Below are 19616 nucleotides of genomic sequence, written 5' to 3'. Positions count from 1 at the left end.
TTTATCAATCAAAGAATGTTCATGTGGCTGGTGTGGTTCCGTGACAGCCTGCTGTGGTTGCGAACCGGGTATTTCCGCAAGCTTTATGGCATGAATATTGCTCCAGATGTACGAATTTCGTTTAAAGCTCGCTTGGATAAGACCAATCCACGTTGCATCGAGATCGGGGAAAAAACTTACATCGCGTTTGATAGCATTATCCTCGCACACGATTACGCGACCCGGCGGCATGGCGGTCAATTTGAACAAAAAACACGCATTGGGGCTAACTGTTTCATCGGCTGTGGTGCTATTATTTTACCCGGCGTGACTATCGGTGATCAGGTGATCGTCGGTGCTGGCAGCGTTGTCACCAAAGACGTGCCTGCGCATTCGATTGTGGCAGGTAATCCGGCAAAAGTTGTGCGTTCAGGTATTCAAACCATTGCTTACGGGAGATTAGCATGACGGCAAGCACAGAAATCAGCGTCATTCTGGTTTCTTACAATACGTCCAGTTACACACGCCGCGCACTGGAATCGCTGTTTCGCGAAACCCAACTGAGTACGTTTGAAGTCATTGTGGTAGACAATGCCTCCAGTGATGACTCAGTGAGCATGATTCGTCAGTTTTTTCCGCAAGTAACGCTGATTGAATCGGGTGCAAATTTGGGATTTGCAGGCGGCGTGCAATTGGGTGCAGCACAGGCGCAAGGTAAATATTTGCTATTGCTGAACCCGGATACCGTGATCGTGAATGCGGCGGTGGATCGCTTGTTACGTTTCGCCAAACAGTACCCTGACAGCGGCATCTGGAGCGGCGTTACCCTCAACAATGACATGAGCTTGAATACCCAGCACGCCTGGAGCAAACCGAATCTACGCGACCTGTTTTACAGCGCCGTGGGCTTGAGCAAGCTGTTCAGCAAAACGTGTTTCTTCAATAATGCCAATTACGGTTGCTGGGAGCGCGACACCATTAAGGATGTGGATATTGTATCCGGCTGTTTTTTCCTTACCACGCGAGAATTGTGGGATAAGCTCGGCGGTCTCGATGCCACTTTTTTCATGTATGCCGAAGAAGCCGATTATTGCTTACGTGCCAAAGCTTTAGGCCATCAACCCATCGTAACGCCTGATGCCCGCATCATCCATCATGGCGGTGTGAGCCACAGCCATTTTTCAGGCAAGCAAATCAAGTTGCTCAAAGGCAAAGTGGAGCTGGTTAACCGCCACGTAGTGGCATGGCAGCGCCCCGTTTACAAAGCGCTGCTGTATTGGTACGTGCTGAACAAATACCTTGTGCATACCCTCTTCAAACCGAAATCGGCGCAACGGCGTGAATGGCAAACCGTGTTCGCCAACCGTGCTGATTGGTTGCAGGGGTATCGTTGATGGCGAGTGTGATTGTACCCGCACACAATGAAGCCAGCGTGATCCGCCGCTGTTTGGATAGCCTCAAGGATCAAGCCGACCTCAACACGCTGATTGTGGCGTGTAATGGCTGCACGGATAATACGGCGGAGATTGTGCGCAATGAATATCCCCATGCCATCTGCCTTGATATAGCCAAACCGTCCAAGGTCAATGCCCTAAATGAAGCCGAAAAACACGTCACAAGCTGGCCGGTGTTTTACCTTGATGCCGATACGCGCTTATCGCCTAACGCGATTCAAGCCATTACCGCCACAATGGCAAGCGGCAGCCCCTTATTAGCAGCGCCCGAACCGGTGATCGATACATCGCAATCTTCTTGGCTAGTCAAACAGTATTACCGGCTGTGGTTACAACTCCCCTATATTCGCGAAGGGGTAGTGGCTACCTGTAGTTATGTCATCAGTCAGGCGGGGCGACAGCGTTTTCAGGTGTTTCCAGACATCATTAACGATGATGGTTTTGTGCGTTGTCAATTTGAGGCACATGAGCGTCATAACATTACAGGCACACAAATATTTATTAGCGCCCCCCGTAACCTGAGTTCTTTGATCAAGATTAAAACGCGGGCACGTTTGGGGAATATGCAACTGGCTGCGGCTAGACTTTGCACTAAAGTAGACAAAAAAGCTTACTCTAGCATCTTACTCGATAAACTTTTCAGCCGGAATGCTGTACCCGCCATGATCTACCTGTTGATTGCAAGTGTCATTCGCTGGCGGGCTGCACGGCAATATCGTCACTTACAAACCTATACTTGGGAGAAAGATCAGTCTTCGCGCTGAAATACTTATCAGGCAGATGCATAATATTTTGGCCAATGCCGTTTGTATTTTTTTTACGACAAAAAACCCAAACATAGGCTATATTAGGGAGCAGTTTTAGCAACTACCGAGTGTCTTAAATAGTTGCACAATGACAGCGTATTTGTTTGTATAACAGATAGATAGTGCTTGCTGTCATTATATTACACTACTTGTAACAACAAGCTGACCTGTTGTTTTTCTACATCAGACCTCAGCAAAGTTAATACAAGTTTACTTATTGACAATAAACTCCATGATGGCTTGTTGGCGCAGCCATTGTCAGAGGATAACGGTTGCATGGAAAATTTGAAGGTAAACAATAGAATCAGTGCTGAATTGGTCTACCGCAGCACCGATACGCTGATCATTTTGGGCATTCTGCTGCTCGCTTCTTTGCATTCCAGTACCTATAACATTCAAGGTTATCTCATCATCGGCTTGGGCGCTTCCTTGCTGTTTGGTCTGATTGGTCGGTTTACCGACATTTACACTTCATGGAGTGGACGCCCATTCTTCCGTGATGAAGTCATCCGCCTTATTGTGACTTGGTTAGTCACCTTTTTGTTCCTCATTTTTATCATTTTTGCGGCAAAAACTTCCGAAGAATTTTCACGCTTTGTATTGATAGGCTGGTTATTCATCACCCCAGTCTTATTAATCAGCAGCCGTTATGCCCTGCGTATCTTGCAAGCCTCGCTCAAACGCATCGGTCTCAACAACCATAGCATTGCGATTGCGGGCATTACCAAACAAGGCTTGCACTTTGCCCAAATGATTGATAGCCAACCTCACTCTGGCTTTCAAATCGCGGGATTTTACCATTTGGAAGATGATGGCACTGAGCTGGAACTCCCCCGGCACTATGCCCGACTGGGTGATGCAAGCGCCATGAAAGAAGCCGCTCGCACTGGCGAGTGGGATCAAATTTACCTTGCGCCCTCCTCCGAACAATCCCTGTTATCCAAACGTCTGATTAATGAACTGGCTGATACCATCACGCCAATCCGTTTAATTCCCGACGACTTCACCAACACCTTGCTACACAGTCGTTACATGGAAATTGCTGAAACCCCCATCCTACGCATTTACGACGCACCGATGTCGGTGCATCACGCCTTCATTAAACGCATTGAAGATTTATTGTTAGGCATGTTGATTCTGTTATTGGTATCCCCTTTGATGCTCGGAATCGCACTGGCGATCAAACTGACTTCACGCGGCCCGATTTTATTCAAGCAAACCCGGCATGGCTTACGCGGGGAAACGTTCCAAGTACTCAAGTTTCGCACCATGACGGTTTGTGAAAATGGTAAACATATTAAGCAAGCCACCCGTAACGATTGCCGGATTACCCGTGTTGGCGCATTCCTGCGTAAAACATCACTGGATGAACTGCCGCAATTCTTCAATGTACTGCAAGGTCATATGTCAATTGTTGGCCCACGCCCGCACGCCGTTGCGCATAATGAAGAATACCGCCAACTCATTCCCGGCTATATGCGTCGTCATTTGATGAAACCCGGCATTACCGGCTGGGCACAAGTAAACGGCTGGCGCGGCGAAACTGACACCCTGTTCAAAATGGAAAAACGGGTAGAACTCGATATGGAATACATCCGTAGCTGGAGCCTGACACTGGATCTCAGAATCATTTTCGTCACTGCATTCAAAACCTTGCATGACAAAAATGCTTACTAGCGCCCCTGCACACCCGTGAGAATCGAACAACTGACCTTCACCCGTTATGTCGCCGCACTAACGGTGGTGTTTTTTCATTATGGCATGACGGTGTTTCCTGCGAATTTGCCGTGGGTGAACCCGGTGTTAGCGGCTGGACCAATTGCGGTCAGTTACTTTTACGTGCTTTCCGGCTTTATTATGGCGATTGCCTATTATCAACCTGAGCAACCGCAGAAAGCCTTTGCGACGCGGCGTTACTGGTGGGCACGAATCGCACGTATTTACCCTGTCTACCTACTAGCTCTATTGCTCATGATAGCGGCGAAATACCAAACGGCTGGCAGTGAGCCGTTGACGGTTGCCCTCAGTGTCAGCATGTTGCAGGCATGGGTTCCGGGCTATCCCCTCACCCTGAATGCGCCCGGCTGGTCATTATCCGTAGAAGCTTTTTTCTACTTGTGCTTCCCGCTGTTGCTTCTGTTGGTAAAACGCTACCATTTGGTCAACCTTACCCTAGCAGCCGGAATATTATGGCTGGTCACGCAACTTGGGCATGGCTTCTTGCTCAACACCACAGCCTACGTGCCGCGTGGACTGTTACACGACTTTATTTTTTACAACCCGTTAATGCACCTGAATACGTTTGTGATAGGTTTTATCGCGGGTGCATGGCTGCAAAAGGGCAGCCTTGACCGTTTTAGTGCGCCACGTATCAATATCAGTGGGTTGTTACTGGTTTCTGCGCTCATCATTGTCTTGCTGATTACCCGCCAAACGCTGATTGATGCCAGTGGTATTGCCTTTGACTACACCAATGGACTCATTGCCCCGTTGTTTTTGCTGTTCATTGTGTTACTGGCACTTAATACCGGCAAGATCAGTCAATTATTGCAGCACAAATGGCTGGTATTACTCGGTGAAGCGAGTTTTTCACTGTATATTCTGCAAAAACCGCTGCATGGCATCTACGAAAAACTCATGCCTGCGGGAATAGATCCCAACGGAGCCTTGCATTTTTACTTATTTGTCGTGCTATTGACCTTCAGTGCTTTATGTTCCTATTGGTTTTTTGAAGCACCCGCACGCCGCTGGATCAACAACTTTGTTAACCGCACGCCCTGAGAATTGCTACAATCGGGCGCTATATTTCAACTTGGCCTATAGACCACCCATATCATGCAAAACGATCTTCTAAAAAAACCAGACACACTTGATTTACGTGAGTTCGGGCGTACCTTGCTGCGGCGCAGGCGCATGATAATGCTGATCACTGCCATCATTATGCTATTGGCACTGCTGATTACGCTCTTGAGTAAACCCGTGTATCGCGCCACTGCCACCCTGCAAATCGAACGCGAATCCAGCAAAGTGGTGAATATCGACAATATTCTGGGTTCTGGTGACATCCGCGATACCCGCGACTTCTATCAAACACAGTTTGAACTGATTCGTAGCCGTGCATTAGCCTCACAAGTGATCACCAAGCTAAAACTCGAAGAAAAGCTTGCCAGCACCTCAATCATGGGTCAAATCAAAGCATGGTTTAGCACACCTGATACCAACAGCCAACAAACCGCACTGGAAGATTTGCTGTTGGACAATCTGACAGTAGAGCCGGTTAAAAACTCACGCTTAGTCGCCATCAGCTACACCTCATCAGACCCTGCACAAGCTGCCGAAATTGCCAATGCGGTAGTCGACACGTTCAAAGACATGAATACCGGGCGACGTTTGTCCGCCACCACCGATGCTTCCGAATACCTTACGAAAACCGTGCAGGAAACCAAAGCGCTGCTGGATGAATCCGAACAACGCTTGAATCAATATGCCCGCGACCATGGCATATTCCAACTCGATGGTGAGGAATCCACCACCTCAGCATTGGCATTGAAACAGCTTTCTGAAGAACTTATCAAAATCCAAAAACAACGCATCGAGCAAGAAAGCCGCTATGAAATCCTCACCGATAAAAACCGCTCCTTAAGCGACCGTATCAACGTATTGGAAAAAAAAGACGCAGCTTACTTCCAAACGATGGAACAACGCCTCGACAAGCTTAAAGCGCAGCAACAAAAGCAATCAATTGCGAATTTAGCCAGAGAAATCACTAAACTCGAAAACGACATTGAAATTGAAGTCACTGCCAAACGTGATTCCCTTAAAGGCGAACTCGAAACCACTAAACGCAAAGAAAGCATGATTCGCGACGGCATCACCAAAGCCAAAACCGAAGCGATGCAGGAACAAGACACCACCATTGCTTACAGCACCCTCAAACGTGAGGTTACGACCAATCAGGAACTCTACCAAAATCTGCAACAACGCCTCAAAGAAATCAATATCGCCGGTGGTGTCGTCGCCAATAACATTGCCATTATCGACCAGGCACAAATTCCGCTGAAAAAATTCAAACCGAATCTATCCACAAACCTGCTGTTTGGTGGTTTATTGGGGCTGTTACTGGGCATATCGGCAGCATTCATGCGTGAGTTTCTGGATGATATGGTCAAAGATATTAACGCCTTAGAACGCGCCACCCAACTACCGGTTCTCGGTGTCATGGCAGAAACCAGCGACGCTAACAGCCGCCAGTTGGCAACCGCCACCATTAGCAAACCGCGTTCAGCTATTGCCGAAGCATTCCGTTCGCTGCGTACCAGTTTACGGTTTACGCACCAAGGTGATGACACCCCGATCATTTTCATCACCAGTGCCAGCCCCAATGAAGGCAAAACCACCACTGCCAGCAACTTAGCCTGTGCTTATGCCTCAGCAGGTAATCGCGTCCTGCTAGTGGATGCCGATTTGCGTAACCCCTCACTGCACAAAACGCTGGGAATCCATGCACAACACGGTTTAGCCAATTACCTAGCGGGTGCATTAGATAGTCGTGAACTGATTCAAACCACAGATATTCCGAACTTATACCTGTTAACGGCAGGAAGTTTACCCGACGACCCGGCTGAACTGCTGTCTTCACCGCACATGCGTGCCTTGCTGGAAAGTGCCAAACAAAACTTCGATCAGATTATCTTGGATGGTCCACCTGTGTTAGGGTTAGCGGATGCGTTAATTCTTGCCTCGCAAGCTTCCGCCACCTTACTCACGGTTCGTGCCGAACATACCCGCATGGTAATGCTGGAAAATGCACTGATCCGTTTACGCCGTGCACAAGCGCCACTGGCAGGAATATTGCTGAATCGCGTGGATTTGCACAGCGGTTACGGTGACGACTACGGTGGTTACGTTTACCAGGCAGAAGAACAGCGAGCCAAACCCAGCGCCATGAGCAAATGGCTAACCGCCTTGAAAAAACTGTAATCAGGAGACATTTCATGTCCATCGCATTAGCTTTACACGTTCTCGCCGTCGTCATCTGGGTAGGCGGCATGTTTTTCGCTTACATGGCATTACGCCCAGTGGCAGCAACCGTATTGGAACCACCACAACGTCTAACCTTATGGAATGGCGTGTTTGGGCGCTTTTTCCCTTGGGTCTGGGCTGCCATTATCATCATTCTCGGTTCTGGTTACTGGATGCTGCTTGGACCATACGGTGGTTTTGCGAATGCGCCAGTATTCGTACACCTCATGAATGGGCTGGGACTGGTGATGATGCTGATCTTCTTCCATGTCTATTTCGCCCCTTATCAAAAATTGCGAAAAGCCGTCGCCGCCCAAAGCTGGTCTGACGGTGGCAAAGCGTTAGCGCAAATCCGAGTAATGATCGGCATTAACACGCTGATTGGCGTGCTCACCATTCTGATTGCAGCAGGTGGAAAATACCTGCCGTGAATGCAGTACTCCGGCTGGGCGATGTCGACAAGGAAGCCGTCATCGTGCTCCTAGCACGCTATGGCCTGCAATTAGAACAGGTAGCGGATAATGACAGCATCCCCGGCAGCTATTGGCACGAAGACGAGGCAGGCATTATCGGTTTGACGGTATTAGCGCGACACGACACCCCGCTGCACTCCATCCTGCATGAAAGTTGTCACATTATCTGCATGGATGAAACCCGTCGCGCCGTGTTGCATACCGATGCCGGTGGCGAGTATGCCGAGGAAGATGCCGTTTGTTACCTGCAAATCCTATTAGCCAACCTCATCCCCGGTTTCGGGCTGGAACGCATGTGGCAGGATATGGATGCATGGGGCTACACCTTCCGTCTCGGCTCAGCACAACGCTGGTTTCAGGAAGATGCCGACGATGCCCGTGCATGGTTGATACAACATGGCTTACTCACTTCAAACGGCGATTTCATTTTTCAGCTACGCCAGTAAACGTCGCTATCATCCAGAAAAATGCCATCAACAGTGGCTGATGCGCTAAATAAATCACCAAACTGTGCTTTCCCAACCACATTAGCCCAGCAAAACTGCGCCAGCGAGGTAAAGGGCGTAAACACAATGAACACCGCTCAAGCTTGCTGCCAATATAAATCCCGAATAGCATTACCCCAAACCAAGGCAAAAACGGCGCATAGTCTTTGGTATTCGCAATTTCTGTTCCTAACCCCACCCATTGCAAACCGGCTGCATTAAAAAGTGGTGTATTAATCCACCAAGGCAGCAACAATGCCACACTTCCCAGCAAGACATTCCAGCCACCCAAGCGCAAAAACGGCAATGCCAGCACACTGGCAAGCGCCATAAAGTGCAATACACCAAAAAATATCCAACTCGTGGGAAACAGCCAATAACTGCCCGCACTGACCAATCCAGCGCTTACCACCAACAGCGCTTCACGTCGCCAAAAACGTGACAGGTTCAAACCGCGCCGCGCGGATAATGCCAAGCTGATACCCGCAACGCCCACAAACAGCGTCACAATAACTTTCTGAAAAGCAGGCCAGAAGGTGCTATGTAATAAATCCAGTGAGAGAAAATTGAAATGATTCAGGTCATACGCACTGTGGAAGACCAACATCAAGAGGACAGCTAAACCCCGTAAGGCATCGGGTAGCTCAAGGCGGGAAATCGTAGGGGCGAAAGCACTTTCACCCCTACTGATTGGCGGAACGATAGTCTTGAACCTTAGTTCTTCGACTTGTCCACGATCTTCTGAATCCAAGGCATCATCGCACGCAGTTTGCCACCGGTTTGTTCAATCGGGTGCGCTGCGTTGTTGCGGCGGTAAGCCGTCATGGATGGGTAGTTAGAAGCCCCTTCCAGAATGAAGTTCTTCGCGTACTCACCGTTCTGAATGTCTTTCAGCGCTTGGCGCATGGCTGCACGCGATTGCTCATTGATAACTTTCGGGCCAGTTACGTACTCGCCATACTCCGCATTGTTGGAGATGGAATAGTTCATGTTGGCAATGCCGCCTTCGTACATCAGGTCAACAATCAACTTCAGTTCGTGCAAGCACTCGAAATAAGCCATTTCTGGCGCGTAACCCGCTTCAGTCAGGGTTTCAAAGCCCATTTTCACCAATTCAACCGCACCACCGCACAATACCGCTTGTTCGCCGAACAAGTCAGTTTCGGTTTCGTCTTTGAACGTGGTTTCGATGATGCCAGTACGACCGCCGCCGATAGCAGATGCGTAAGACAGCGCGACTGCTTTGGCTTGACCAGAAGCATCTTGCTGAATAGCGATCAGGTCAGGGATGCCGCCGCCTTTGACGAATTCGTTGCGAACCGTGTGACCAGGTGCTTTTGGCGCAATCATAATCACGTCCAAATCCGCACGTGGCACGATTTGGTTGTAGTGAATCGCAAAACCGTGCGCGAACGCCAACGTTGCGCCTTGCTTCAAGTTCGGCTGGATTTCGTCGCGGTACAACTGGCTTTGGAACTCGTCCGGAGTCAGGATCATAATAATGTCAGCAGCAGCCACAGCTTCCGCAACTGGTGCTACTTTCAGACCAGCGTTTTGCGCTTTGGCTACCGTTGGGGAATTGCTACGCAAACCCACGGTGACATCCACGCCAGAATCTTTCAGGTTGCAAGCATGGGCGTGACCCTGTGAACCGTAACCGATGATGGCGACTTTCTTGCCGCGAATGATAGAAAGATCAGCGTCTTTATCGTAATAAATGTTCAGTGCCATAAAGCCTTTTACCTTAAATCCAAAATATCATAAGTCAATTAAACGTGTAGGGACGCTTCGCCACGGGCAATGCCCATGCCGCCGGAGCGCACCACTTCAATAATGCGGTAATCTTTCAACGCATTCACAAACGCATCCAACTTACTGCGGTCGCCTGTCAGTTCAATCGTGTAAGTCTTGTCGCTGACATCAATGATGTTACCCCGGAAAATATCCGACAAACGCTTGACCGCTTCACACGCAACGTGTTTATCCACGGCGACTTTGACGAACATTATCTCGCGTTCAATGTGGGAATACTGCGCCAGATCCATGACCTTGACCACATCAATCAACTTGTTGAGTTGCTTAATGATTTGTTCCACAATTTCTTCGCTACCGCGCGTCACCAGCGTCAAACGCGACAGGGTAGCATCATCAGTCGGCGCAACCGTTAGGGATTCAATATTGTAGCCACGCGCAGAGAATAACCCGGCAACACGCGACAACGCGCCCGCTTCATTCTCCATCAAAATGGAAATTACATGCCGCATCTTGTCACCTATACCAGAATCATTTCATTTTGACCTGCACCAGCAGGAATCATCGGGAATACATTATTCTCACGCTCAGTGATGAAGTCCATAAAGACCAAGCGGTCTTTCATCGCCAGCGCTTCTTTCAATGCACCTTCCACGTCGCTCACCTTTTCAATGCGCATCCCGACATGACCGTAAGCTTCCGCAAGCTTCACAAAATCTGGCAAGGCTTCCATATAGGACATGGCGTAACGCTTCTGATAGAAGAATTCCTGCCACTGCCGCACCATACCAAGGTAGCCGTTGTTCAACGAAATGATCTTGATCGGCAAGTGATATTGCAAGCACGTCGCCAATTCCTGAATACACATCTGGATACTGCCATCGCCGGTAATACAGCCAACGGTTTCCTCAGGGAATGCCATTTGCACACCCATCGCGGCTGGCAAACCAAAGCCCATCGTACCCAAGCCACCGGAGTTAATCCAACGGTTCGGCTGGCTGAAGCGGTAGTATTGCGCTGCCCACATTTGGTGCTGACCCACGTCAGAACACACGTAAGCGTCGCCATTGGTTGCTTCCCAGAACTTTTCCACCACAAACTGTGCTTTGATCGCGGCATTCATATCCTGATTGTATTTCAGGCAATCCGCACTCTGCCATTCGGCAATTTGCCTCCACCAGTCAGCGAGTGCCGCCGCGTCAGGGCGTTCAGCACGGCTGCGGTATTCTTCCAGCATATCCACAATGACGTTTTTGACGTCACCAACGATAGGTACATCCACCTTAACGTTTTTGGAAATCGACGCGGGGTCAATATCAACGTGGATAATCTTGGCATAAGGGCAGAATTTTTCAATATTGCCGGTAACGCGGTCATCGAAACGCGCACCAATTGCAATCACCAAATCAGCATGGTGCATCGCGTTATTGGCTTCATACGTACCGTGCATCCCCAACATACCGATGAATTGCTTGTCCATTGACGGAAAGCCACCCAGACCCATCAGAGTGTTGGTAATCGGGAAACCCAACTCACGGGTCAACTCGGTCAATTGGTGCGCCGCACCTGACAACACTACGCCACCGCCAGTATAGAGTACTGGTTTTTTGGCTTCCAACATCAGGTCAATGGCACGGCGTACCTGACGCTTATTGCCTTTCACCGTGGGGTTGTAGGAACGCATGGTGATTTCTTTCGGGTAATGAAACTCACAACGTGCCGTAGTAATATCCTTCGGAATATCCACTAACACTGGGCCGGGACGCCCCGTGCTGGCAATATAAAAGGCTTTTTTAATGGTCGTTGCCAATTCTTTAACGTCCGTCACCAAGAAGTTGTGTTTAACACAGGGGCGAGTAATGCCCACGATGTCGACTTCCTGAAACGCATCATTCCCAATCAAGTGGCGCGGCACTTGCCCGGTGAAAACCACCAGAGGCACAGAATCCATGTACGCATCCGCAATGCCCGTGACAGCATTGGTCGCCCCAGGGCCGGATGTTACCAGCGCCACTCCGGGCTTATTACTTGCTTTGGCATAGCCTTCGGCTGCATGGACAGCCCCCTGTTCGTGTCTTACCAGAATATGGTTGATTTTGTCGTGTTGCTTGTACAGTTCATCGTACAAAAACAACACCGCTCCACCAGGATAACCGAAGATGGTATCAACCCCTTCTTCCTTAAGACACTCGACGAATATCTCGGCACCAGTCAGTTCCACAGTTAACTCCGTAAATCGCGTGGGCGAAGGAAAAGACTCGCATCATAATACGAATGCATGGGGGATTACACCCCAAAAAGCGTGTGAGTATTGATTTTTTCAGGCTGAAAACGGCGGGCATAAAAAAAGCCACATGGTGTGATGTGGCTTTTGGAATTCTTGGTGGCTACACCTAGATTCGAACTAGGGACCCCATCATTATGAGTGATGTGCTCTAACCAACTGAGCTATGTAGCCAAGAGGTCGCGATAATAGCGACCCTCACGGGTGTTGTCAACGAATTTTCAAACTATTGCACCGCCACGCCCGCTGCGACCAATAACAAGGCGACAATCACGGTCAAATGCAGGCGCATTTTTCCATAACTCGATGATAATTTATCAAATAACAGCAGTGCATCGACCACATAAGCAAACACCACCAAACCCGCCAACACAAATAACGCCCATTGAATCGGCAATAACAGCGCAAACCACGCCAACACACTTGGCACTACGCTAAACAGCAGCAACTTACCCAGTTCACTCTCATTCAGCGTATCCTGCATCCCCAACGCCACGCCCCAATGCACCGCGCCGAGGAAACTCAAAATAATCGCCGCATACGCCGCCAGCCACCAATCCAATCGCACACTTTCCAACAGCGGCAGACCAGACCCCAGCAATAACGCCACCGTCAGAGCAAAAAACGGCACTAAGCCACCATAACCTAGCCACCACATCACTTTGGGCAAAGCACGTTTGGGTTGCATGGAATCCTCCTGTTATCTGGTATCACTGTTTCACAAAAATCAGCTTGTCGGTGGCGAAACCAAGGCTTTTCGCCTTATCCACCAAGCGCTGTTGCACCGCTGCATCCAATTGCGGCGTGCGGGACAAAATCCACAAGTACTCGCGGTCATTGCCCACAATCAGCACGTATTGGTAATTCGGATCGAGTTCCACAATGTTATAACCGCCGTAGAACGGGCCAAAGAACGACACTTTCAGTTGCCCGACATCTTGTGCACCGACAAATTTAGCGCGACCTTCCGCCTCTTCCCATTGCTGCTTAGCGGTATTGTAACCCCGATTGATGACGCGAATATCACCATCGTCACGCGGGCTGTATTCCGCCGTCACCTGCTCCAAACCACGCTCGAAGGAATGATCCAGCCGCGCCACCTCATACCATTTACCCAGATAACGTTCGACTTGGAAATCTTTCACTGGCGTTATGCCATCTGGAATCCCAACACAGCCAGACAGCAGCAGTGCTAATACCAATAAATACCAACGTTTCATTAACATACTCCTTGTAAGTATCATGACGCTCAAACTTAACCCGTAAATGCCTCTTTGGAAGCCAAATACGCCAACTCATCCGCTGTACTCTCACGCCCCAAGGCGGCATTACGATGCGGAAAACGCTCAAAACGCCGCACAATTTCACGGTGATGGCGGGCAAATCGTACATTCGCGTCTAAACCAGCCGCTTCAAACAAACGCACCGACTCATCCTGATCTGCCAAATGCTCACTGTGCATCAACGGCATATACAGGAAACTGCGGCGTTCATGCGGTAACGACTGCTCAAAACCACGCGCTACCGCGTATTTCGTCACCGCAACCGCCTGCTGTTCAGTGGAAAAGCTCCGGGCTTCGCCCCGGAACATATTCAACGGGAACTGATCCAGCACGATACACAGGGCAAGGCAGCCTTCCGGCGTTTCGCGCCAAGCGTCCAACCCGCCAGCCGCTGCCTGCTCCCACAGTGTACCGAAACGCTCATGAATGTCAGCATCAATCGCGGGCGTTGAGGCAAACCAATGTTCCGGCATCGGCGGGGTATACCAAAAATCGAGAATGTCATTAGGGGTAATCATGCGTTATTCCTTATCCGGTGTGTATCCGTCAAACCTATTCATAGCTTGTCAGCAGCCACAGTGCAAAAAGCCAAGACGCCACTAAGGTCTCTTGAAATACATTAGAAAAATCTTATATTTATGCTTACTGTGTTAATTTGGTTAATCCGCTCATGACAAGTTCAAAAGTGACCTGCTTTCACGATGGCGAATGCCCCATCTGCAACCTCGAAATCAACGGCATGAAAAAGCTAGACAAAGCGGGCAATATTCAGTGGATTGACATCAACCAAGACCCGCAAGCCTTGGCAGCGGCAGGGATTACCTATAAACAAGCGATGGATCGTATCCACGTCATCGGTGCTGATCAGCAAATGCAAACCGGTGTGCGCGGTTTCATTCAAGTATGGAAGCAACTGCCCTACTACCGACGCATCGCGGGATTTGTCGAACGCCTGCCGTTTTTGATTCCGGTAATGGAGGCAGGGTATCGCTTATTCGCCTATTACCGTTTACCACTAACCGGCAAAAAACGTTTGTAGTAAATTAGATCTTTGAATGCAAGCTCCTCAACAACGTTACGCCGCTTGATGTTTGGTCATTCCCTGCATCACTTTACCCAAGATGCGCGAACGTAAGTTACGCGGCAATCCCGTCAGTGAACCTTCTAATAACACCGATAACCAACCCGGTCGTTTTAGAAGCGGCAGGGCAGTTGTTTCTGGAAAAAGGCTTCGGAGCAACCTCAATGGAAGCGGTGGCGCAACGGGCGGGCGTTTCCAAACAAACGCTGTATTCGCACTTCGGCGGCAAAGACGATTTGTTTAAACACGTGGTTGCCAACAAAGTCGACCACTACGATTTAGCCGCCATCGGGCGTACCCTGACATGGGATTTGCAGCACGATTTACACGCTTTAGGGAAGTTATTCCTGAGCCTGTTGCTGGATGCGGAAGCGGTTGCCATGATGCGTGTGGTCATTAGTGAGGCGCATCAAAATCCGCGCATTGCCGAAATGTTTTACGCAATGGGCCCAAGCCGCATTATTGAAACCTTGGATACATACTTTTCAGGAACAACGACGACGGGAAACGCTCGATCTGGCGGGTATTTATCAACCTTCCGTACTGTTCCTGAACCTATTGAAAGGTGAATGGCACATGCAAGCATTAATGGGCTTATCGCCAGAAATTTAAGCTAATGCTTGAGCCTGCTCTTTCATCTTCGCCACAATCCCATAAACCCCCACATGACGGGTAGGGCTTAAGTTTTCAGCCAGCGCAATGCTATCAAACAGCGCATCAATGTCCATTTCGGCAATTTGCTGCGGACTTTTGCCGTTGAAAAGACTGATCAACAACGCCAATAAACCTTTGATAATTGCCGTATCACAGTCGCCTTGGAAAAATACTTTGCCGAACCTGTCAGGGTCGGGAAATGCCTTTACCCATACCTTACTCATGCAAGCTTTTACGCGCGTAGCATCCGTTTTTTCAGCTTCGGGCATATCATCCAAGGCTTCGCCCAGCTCGGTCAAATACTGGTAACGTTGCTCCCAGTCATCCAAATACTCAAAGTCACCGATAATATCGTCAATCGAATCATTGTTTACGGTTAGCATTGTCTTACCTCAAAACATATCCAGTTGTAAGCGAGCTGCTTCGCTCATCCGTGAGTTATCCCACGGCGGTTGCCATACCAAATCCACTGTTACTTCATTGACTTGCACCACCGACCGAGCGGCGGCTTCCACACTGCCAGGCAAACTACCCGCCACCGGGCAGCCGGGGCTGGTTAAGGTCATCTGAATCTGGACGTTATTATTTGCATCGACATCCAGCGCATAAATCAAGCCAAGGTCGTAAATATTGACAGGAATTTCCGGGTCATAGACCTGTTGCAAGCGGGTAATCACTTCCTGTTTCAACCACGCCTGCCGTGCTTGCTGTTCGTCTGTGTGCTGCTCGGCAATGTTAGCGCGTGCTAAGCGGGATAATTTAAACATAGCCACACTACTCCATCGTTGCCAGTTGTTGGGTTAGCAAGAGCTGCGCACGTGCTTCGAGATCAGGTTGCTCGCAAGTGGCGATAACTTCACTCGCAAATCCGTCACAAATCATGCTCATCGCTTGCAAATACGGAATTCCGCGTGAACGCAGGTAAAACAACATTTCCGCATCAATTTGCCCGACAGTCGTGCCATGACTGCATTGCACATCATCGGCATAGATTTCTAACCGAGGTTTCGTGTCGATTTCGGCATCACGCGACAGCAACAAATTAGCATTACTCAGACGCGCATCCGTCTTTTGCGCATCCGGTTTCACTTCAATATTGCCATCAAACACCGCTTTGCCGTTGCCTAACAAAATGCCTTTAAACTGACTGCTGCTATTACATCCGGGGAGGTTATGCACCACATTTAAATGCATATCGTGCGATTGTTTGTTACCCGCCAAATAAAAACCATTGAGGTTACACGTCGCGCCGCTGCCACTAAAATTGACGTGAAACTCGCTGCGTGACCATGCGCCACCGAATGCCAGCGTGGTATTACGGTATTGGCTACCCTGTGCTTGTTGCACGTAAAGGCTGGCAAGGTGGCGCGTGCGCAGGCTTTCATTTTGCAACCGCGAATGCGTCAACTGGGCATCTGCTTGCAGGAAAATTTCAGTAACGGTGTTATTCAGGCAAAACACATCCGACAAGGACACATATTGCTCAACAAGACTGGCTTGCGCCCCCTCACCAACCACCACCAATAAACGCGGCTGCGCCAAGTATTCACTGTCAAAGCTAAGGCTGACATGGATAATTTCAATCGGCTGTGACAGGCGTGTGCCAGCACTAATGTGCAGGTATACACCTTCATCCAGCATGGCTGTATTCAGCGCATTGAAGAGATGCGGCTGTTCACCACTGAGTTCACCCAGATGCATGTGTACGGTTTTATCACCGTTTGCGAGGGCACTACGCAATGCTTCAATACGTACACTGCCATCTTCAGGTAACTGGGAAAGCTCCGGCAGGAAAAAGCCGTTATGCAAGACAATACGCAAACTTTCATCAGAGGTTAAACGTAGCTGCTGAATATCATCGGCAAACAACAAATCTTCCTCTAAATTGGCAGGTCGAAACGCTTTATCCAATAACGGCGGCAGTTGCGTGTAACGCCAGCTTTCCTGACGGCGTTGCGGTAATGGCAATTCTTGTACTTGCATCACCGCTTGCAACTGCCTGCGATTATGCCAATCGTGCGCAACAGTGGTTTGGGCGGCTGCCAATTGCCGATAATGTTGCAGGATGTCTGAAGTGTTCATGCCGCCTCCCGATAGTCCTGAATCCAGCCATAGCCTTTGTCTTCAAGTTCCAGCGCCAACGATTTATCGCCACTACGGACAATTTTCCCACCGCTCAATACGTGTACTACGTCAGGCTGGATGTAGTCGAGCAAGCGTTGGTAATGGGTAATCACCAACAGGGAACGTTCTGGGCTACGCAGATTATTCACGCCTTGTGCTACAATCTTGAGCGCGTCAATATCCAAACCCGAATCGGTTTCATCTAAAATCGCCAAAGTAGGTTCCAACAAGCTCATTTGTAAGATTTCGTTGCGCTTCATCTCGCCACCGGAAAAGCCGGTATTGACGTAACGCTTAAGCAAACCCTCGTCCATGTTCAGCAATTTGAGCTTACTGCGCACTAAACGCATAAAATCCACCGAATTCAGTTCCGGCTCACCGCGTGCGGTACGAATCGCATTCAGCGATTGGTGCATAAAATAGGTGTTGTTAACGCCGGGGATTTCCACGGGATACTGAAATGCCATGAAAATACCTTGATGAGCACGTTCTTCTGGCGCAAGTGCCAGCAAATCTTGCCCCTTGTAAGTAATGCTACCGCTAGTAACAACGTACTCTTCACGCCCTGCCAACACTTTCGACAACGTGCTTTTTCCCGAACCGTTTGGTCCCATAATGGCGTGGATTTCACCGGGGTTAATGGTGAGATTCAAACCCTGCAAAATAGGCTTGCCATTGATACTGGCGTGTAAATCATTGACTTTTAACATGGTATTTTCTCCTGTTTAACCTACTGCGCCTTCCAGACTAATCTCCAACAATTTGCGTGCTTCTACCGCAAATTCCATCGGCAACTCTTTAAAGACTTCCTTGCAGAAGCCATTGATAATCATCGACACAGCGTCTTCTTGGGATAAACCGCGTTGGCGGCAGTAAAACAATTGATCCTCACCAATTTTGGAGGTCGTCGCTTCGTGTTCCACTTTGGCGGTGGGGTTAACCACTTCGATATACGGGAAGGTGTGCGCCCCGCATTTATCACCGATCAGCAATGAATCGCACTGCGTGTGGTTACGAGCATTTTCCGCGCCTCTATTCATGCGAACCAATCCACGGTAAGTATTTTGCCCACGGTCAGCAGAAATGCCTTTGGAGACAATTGTGCTGCGCGTATTTTTACCAATATGGAACATTTTCGTGCCGGTATCAGCTTGCTGTGCGCCACGGGTAACAGCTACCGAATAAAACTCACCCACTGAATCGTCACCTTTGAGAATGCAACTGGGGTATTTCCACGTAATGGCTGAACCGGTTTCGACTTGTGTCCACGAAATCTTGGCTCGCGCCCCCGCACACACCCCGCGCTTGGTGACGAAATTGTAAATACCGCCCTTGCCGGTTTCATCACCGGGATACCAATTTTGTACGGTAGAATATTTAATCTGAGCATCTTCCAGTGCCACCAATTCAACCACCGCAGCATGAAGCTGATTTTCATCGCGTTGCGGCGCTGTACAACCTTCCAGATAGCTGACGTAACTGCCTTTATCCGCAATGATCAACGTGCGTTCAAACTGACCGGTATTACGCTCATTGATGCGAAAATACGTGGAAAGCTCCATTGGGCAGCGCACCCCCGGCGGTATGTAAACAAACGTGCCGTCGGTAAACACTGCCGCATTTAATGCCGCAAAATAGTTATCCATTTGCGGTACAACCGTACCGAGGTATTGGCGCACTAAATCGGGATACTCACGCATCGCTTCCGAAATCGAACAGAAAATAACCCCGGCATCAGCTAATTGCTTGCGGAAAGTCGTGGCAACCGACACGCTATCAAACACAGCATCTACGGCAATGCCCACCAACATTTTCTGTTCCTGCAACGGAATGCCGAGTTTTTCGTAGGTGCGTAATAATTCCGGGTCAATCTCATCCAAACTTTTAGGGGCATCTTTGACAGACTTCGGGGCTGAAAAATAGGAGATTCGCTGATAATCAATCTTGGGGTAATTCAAGTGCGCCCATTGCGGCTCCTCCATCATCAACCATTTGCGATAGGCTTGTAGACGCCACTCCAACATGTATTCCGGTTCGTTTTTCTTTTGAGAAATGAAACGGATAACGCCCTCATCCAATCCCGGTGCGACGGTATCGGATTCAATTGCGGTAATAAATCCAGCGTCATAACCTGTCTGGCGCATTTGCTCGACGTGTCGTTGTGCGGCATCCATCGCTCACCACCTCTAATAGTTGACTGATTTCATCAACAATATAAA

General features: G+C 49.2%; 22 protein-coding genes and 1 tRNA gene. 10 read left to right on the top strand and 13 right to left on the bottom strand.

Annotated features, from left to right (window positions below):
• Window positions 1-21 precede the first annotated feature (21 nt).
• From L2Y54_RS12985 to L2Y54_RS12950, 8 genes are all read left to right on the top strand, one after another.
• Entirely contained in the window at window positions 22-447 is a 426-nt protein-coding gene (locus L2Y54_RS12985; protein ID WP_236496610.1) for an acyltransferase, read from the top strand.
• The gene (locus L2Y54_RS12980; RefSeq protein ID WP_236496608.1) at window positions 444-1373 is read left to right on the top strand and encodes a glycosyltransferase family 2 protein; all 930 of its coding nucleotides are present in this window, start codon (window positions 444-446) and stop codon (window positions 1371-1373) included. The genes L2Y54_RS12985 and L2Y54_RS12980 overlap by 4 nt, the downstream gene beginning before the upstream one ends.
• Window positions 1373-2197: a glycosyltransferase gene (locus L2Y54_RS12975; RefSeq protein WP_236496606.1), complete on the top strand. Its 825-nt coding sequence runs from the start codon at window positions 1373-1375 to the stop codon at window positions 2195-2197. The genes L2Y54_RS12980 and L2Y54_RS12975 overlap by 1 nt, the downstream gene beginning before the upstream one ends.
• 318 nt (window positions 2198-2515) lie before the next feature.
• Complete coding sequence (locus L2Y54_RS12970) at window positions 2516-3916, top strand: undecaprenyl-phosphate glucose phosphotransferase (RefSeq protein WP_236496605.1); 1401 nt, start codon at window positions 2516-2518, stop codon at window positions 3914-3916.
• A gap of 15 nt (window positions 3917-3931) precedes the next feature.
• A complete protein-coding gene (locus tag L2Y54_RS12965; protein ID WP_236496603.1) occupies window positions 3932-5020 on the top strand; it encodes an acyltransferase family protein in 1089 nt (362 codons plus the stop codon).
• A gap of 138 nt (window positions 5021-5158) precedes the next feature.
• A complete protein-coding gene (locus tag L2Y54_RS12960; RefSeq protein ID WP_236496602.1) occupies window positions 5159-7219 on the top strand; it encodes a GumC family protein in 2061 nt (686 codons plus the stop codon).
• Window positions 7220-7233: 14 nt separating this feature from the next.
• The gene (locus tag L2Y54_RS12955; protein ID WP_236496601.1) at window positions 7234-7692 is read left to right on the top strand and encodes a CopD family protein; all 459 of its coding nucleotides are present in this window, start codon (window positions 7234-7236) and stop codon (window positions 7690-7692) included.
• Window positions 7689-8180: a hypothetical protein gene (locus tag L2Y54_RS12950; RefSeq protein WP_311196188.1), complete on the top strand. Its 492-nt coding sequence runs from the start codon at window positions 7689-7691 to the stop codon at window positions 8178-8180. The genes L2Y54_RS12955 and L2Y54_RS12950 overlap by 4 nt, the downstream gene beginning before the upstream one ends.
• On the opposite strand, the gene L2Y54_RS12945 is transcribed toward L2Y54_RS12950, so the two are convergent.
• From L2Y54_RS12945 to L2Y54_RS12910, 8 genes are all read right to left on the bottom strand, one after another.
• Window positions 8158-8826 carry a heparan-alpha-glucosaminide N-acetyltransferase gene (locus L2Y54_RS12945; RefSeq protein ID WP_236496599.1) on the bottom strand — a complete coding sequence of 223 codons (669 nt, stop codon included), beginning with the start codon at window positions 8824-8826 and terminating at the stop codon, window positions 8158-8160. The genes L2Y54_RS12950 and L2Y54_RS12945 overlap by 23 nt on opposite strands.
• A 107-nt stretch (window positions 8827-8933) precedes the next feature.
• Complete coding sequence (gene ilvC, locus L2Y54_RS12940; protein ID WP_236502031.1) at window positions 8934-9944, bottom strand: ketol-acid reductoisomerase; 1011 nt, start codon at window positions 9942-9944, stop codon at window positions 8934-8936.
• Window positions 9945-9988: 44 nt separating this feature from the next.
• Window positions 9989-10483, bottom strand: coding sequence for an acetolactate synthase small subunit (gene ilvN, locus L2Y54_RS12935; protein ID WP_236496598.1), 495 nt, complete (start codon window positions 10481-10483; stop codon window positions 9989-9991).
• A gap of 8 nt (window positions 10484-10491) precedes the next feature.
• Window positions 10492-12192, bottom strand: coding sequence for a biosynthetic-type acetolactate synthase large subunit (gene ilvB, locus L2Y54_RS12930; RefSeq protein ID WP_236496596.1), 1701 nt, complete (start codon window positions 12190-12192; stop codon window positions 10492-10494).
• Window positions 12193-12352: 160 nt separating this feature from the next.
• Window positions 12353-12429, bottom strand: a tRNA-Met gene (locus L2Y54_RS12925).
• 52 nt (window positions 12430-12481) lie between these two features.
• Window positions 12482-12943: a DUF3429 domain-containing protein gene (locus tag L2Y54_RS12920; RefSeq protein WP_236496594.1), complete on the bottom strand. Its 462-nt coding sequence runs from the start codon at window positions 12941-12943 to the stop codon at window positions 12482-12484.
• Between the two features lie 22 nt (window positions 12944-12965).
• Window positions 12966-13475 (bottom strand): lipocalin family protein, encoded by a 510-nt coding sequence (locus tag L2Y54_RS12915; RefSeq protein WP_236496593.1) that lies wholly within the window; start codon window positions 13473-13475, stop codon window positions 12966-12968.
• 35 nt (window positions 13476-13510) lie between these two features.
• Window positions 13511-14056: a DUF924 family protein gene (locus tag L2Y54_RS12910; RefSeq protein WP_236496591.1), complete on the bottom strand. Its 546-nt coding sequence runs from the start codon at window positions 14054-14056 to the stop codon at window positions 13511-13513.
• Between the two features lie 152 nt (window positions 14057-14208).
• Between L2Y54_RS12910 and L2Y54_RS12905 the strand changes: the two genes are divergently transcribed.
• On the top strand, window positions 14209-14577 hold the full coding sequence (locus tag L2Y54_RS12905) for a thiol-disulfide oxidoreductase DCC family protein (protein ID WP_236496590.1): 369 nt from the start codon (window positions 14209-14211) through the stop codon (window positions 14575-14577).
• A 116-nt stretch (window positions 14578-14693) separates the two neighbouring features.
• Window positions 14694-15188, top strand: a complete 495-nt coding sequence (locus L2Y54_RS12900) for a TetR/AcrR family transcriptional regulator (protein WP_236496588.1) — start codon at window positions 14694-14696, stop codon at window positions 15186-15188.
• 39 nt (window positions 15189-15227) lie between these two features.
• Here the strand turns inward: L2Y54_RS12900 and L2Y54_RS12895 are convergent, their stop codons facing one another.
• Genes L2Y54_RS12895 through sufB form a run of 5 tightly spaced genes read right to left on the bottom strand, consistent with a single transcriptional unit; the run spans window position 15228 to window position 19571 of the window.
• Complete coding sequence (locus L2Y54_RS12895) at window positions 15228-15656, bottom strand: SufE family protein (RefSeq protein WP_236496586.1); 429 nt, start codon at window positions 15654-15656, stop codon at window positions 15228-15230.
• Window positions 15657-15665: 9 nt separating this feature from the next.
• A complete protein-coding gene (locus L2Y54_RS12890; protein ID WP_236496584.1) occupies window positions 15666-16040 on the bottom strand; it encodes an SUF system Fe-S cluster assembly protein in 375 nt (124 codons plus the stop codon).
• Between the two features lie 7 nt (window positions 16041-16047).
• Window positions 16048-17355, bottom strand: coding sequence for a Fe-S cluster assembly protein SufD (gene sufD / locus L2Y54_RS12885; protein ID WP_236496583.1), 1308 nt, complete (start codon window positions 17353-17355; stop codon window positions 16048-16050).
• Window positions 17352-18107: a Fe-S cluster assembly ATPase SufC gene (gene sufC / locus L2Y54_RS12880; RefSeq protein WP_236496581.1), complete on the bottom strand. Its 756-nt coding sequence runs from the start codon at window positions 18105-18107 to the stop codon at window positions 17352-17354. Before sufC ends, sufD begins: the two co-directional genes overlap by 4 nt.
• Window positions 18108-18122: 15 nt before the next feature.
• Entirely contained in the window at window positions 18123-19571 is a 1449-nt protein-coding gene (sufB, locus tag L2Y54_RS12875) for a Fe-S cluster assembly protein SufB (protein ID WP_236496580.1), read from the bottom strand.
• Between the last annotated feature and the right edge of the window lie 45 nt (window positions 19572-19616).

The organism is Thiothrix winogradskyi (assembly GCF_021650935.1).
In the GTDB taxonomy this organism is placed as follows: Bacteria; Pseudomonadota; Gammaproteobacteria; order Thiotrichales; family Thiotrichaceae; genus Thiothrix; species Thiothrix winogradskyi.
Note: the sequence above shows the minus strand (reverse complement) of the source record. Positions and strands in the feature narration are given on the sequence as shown.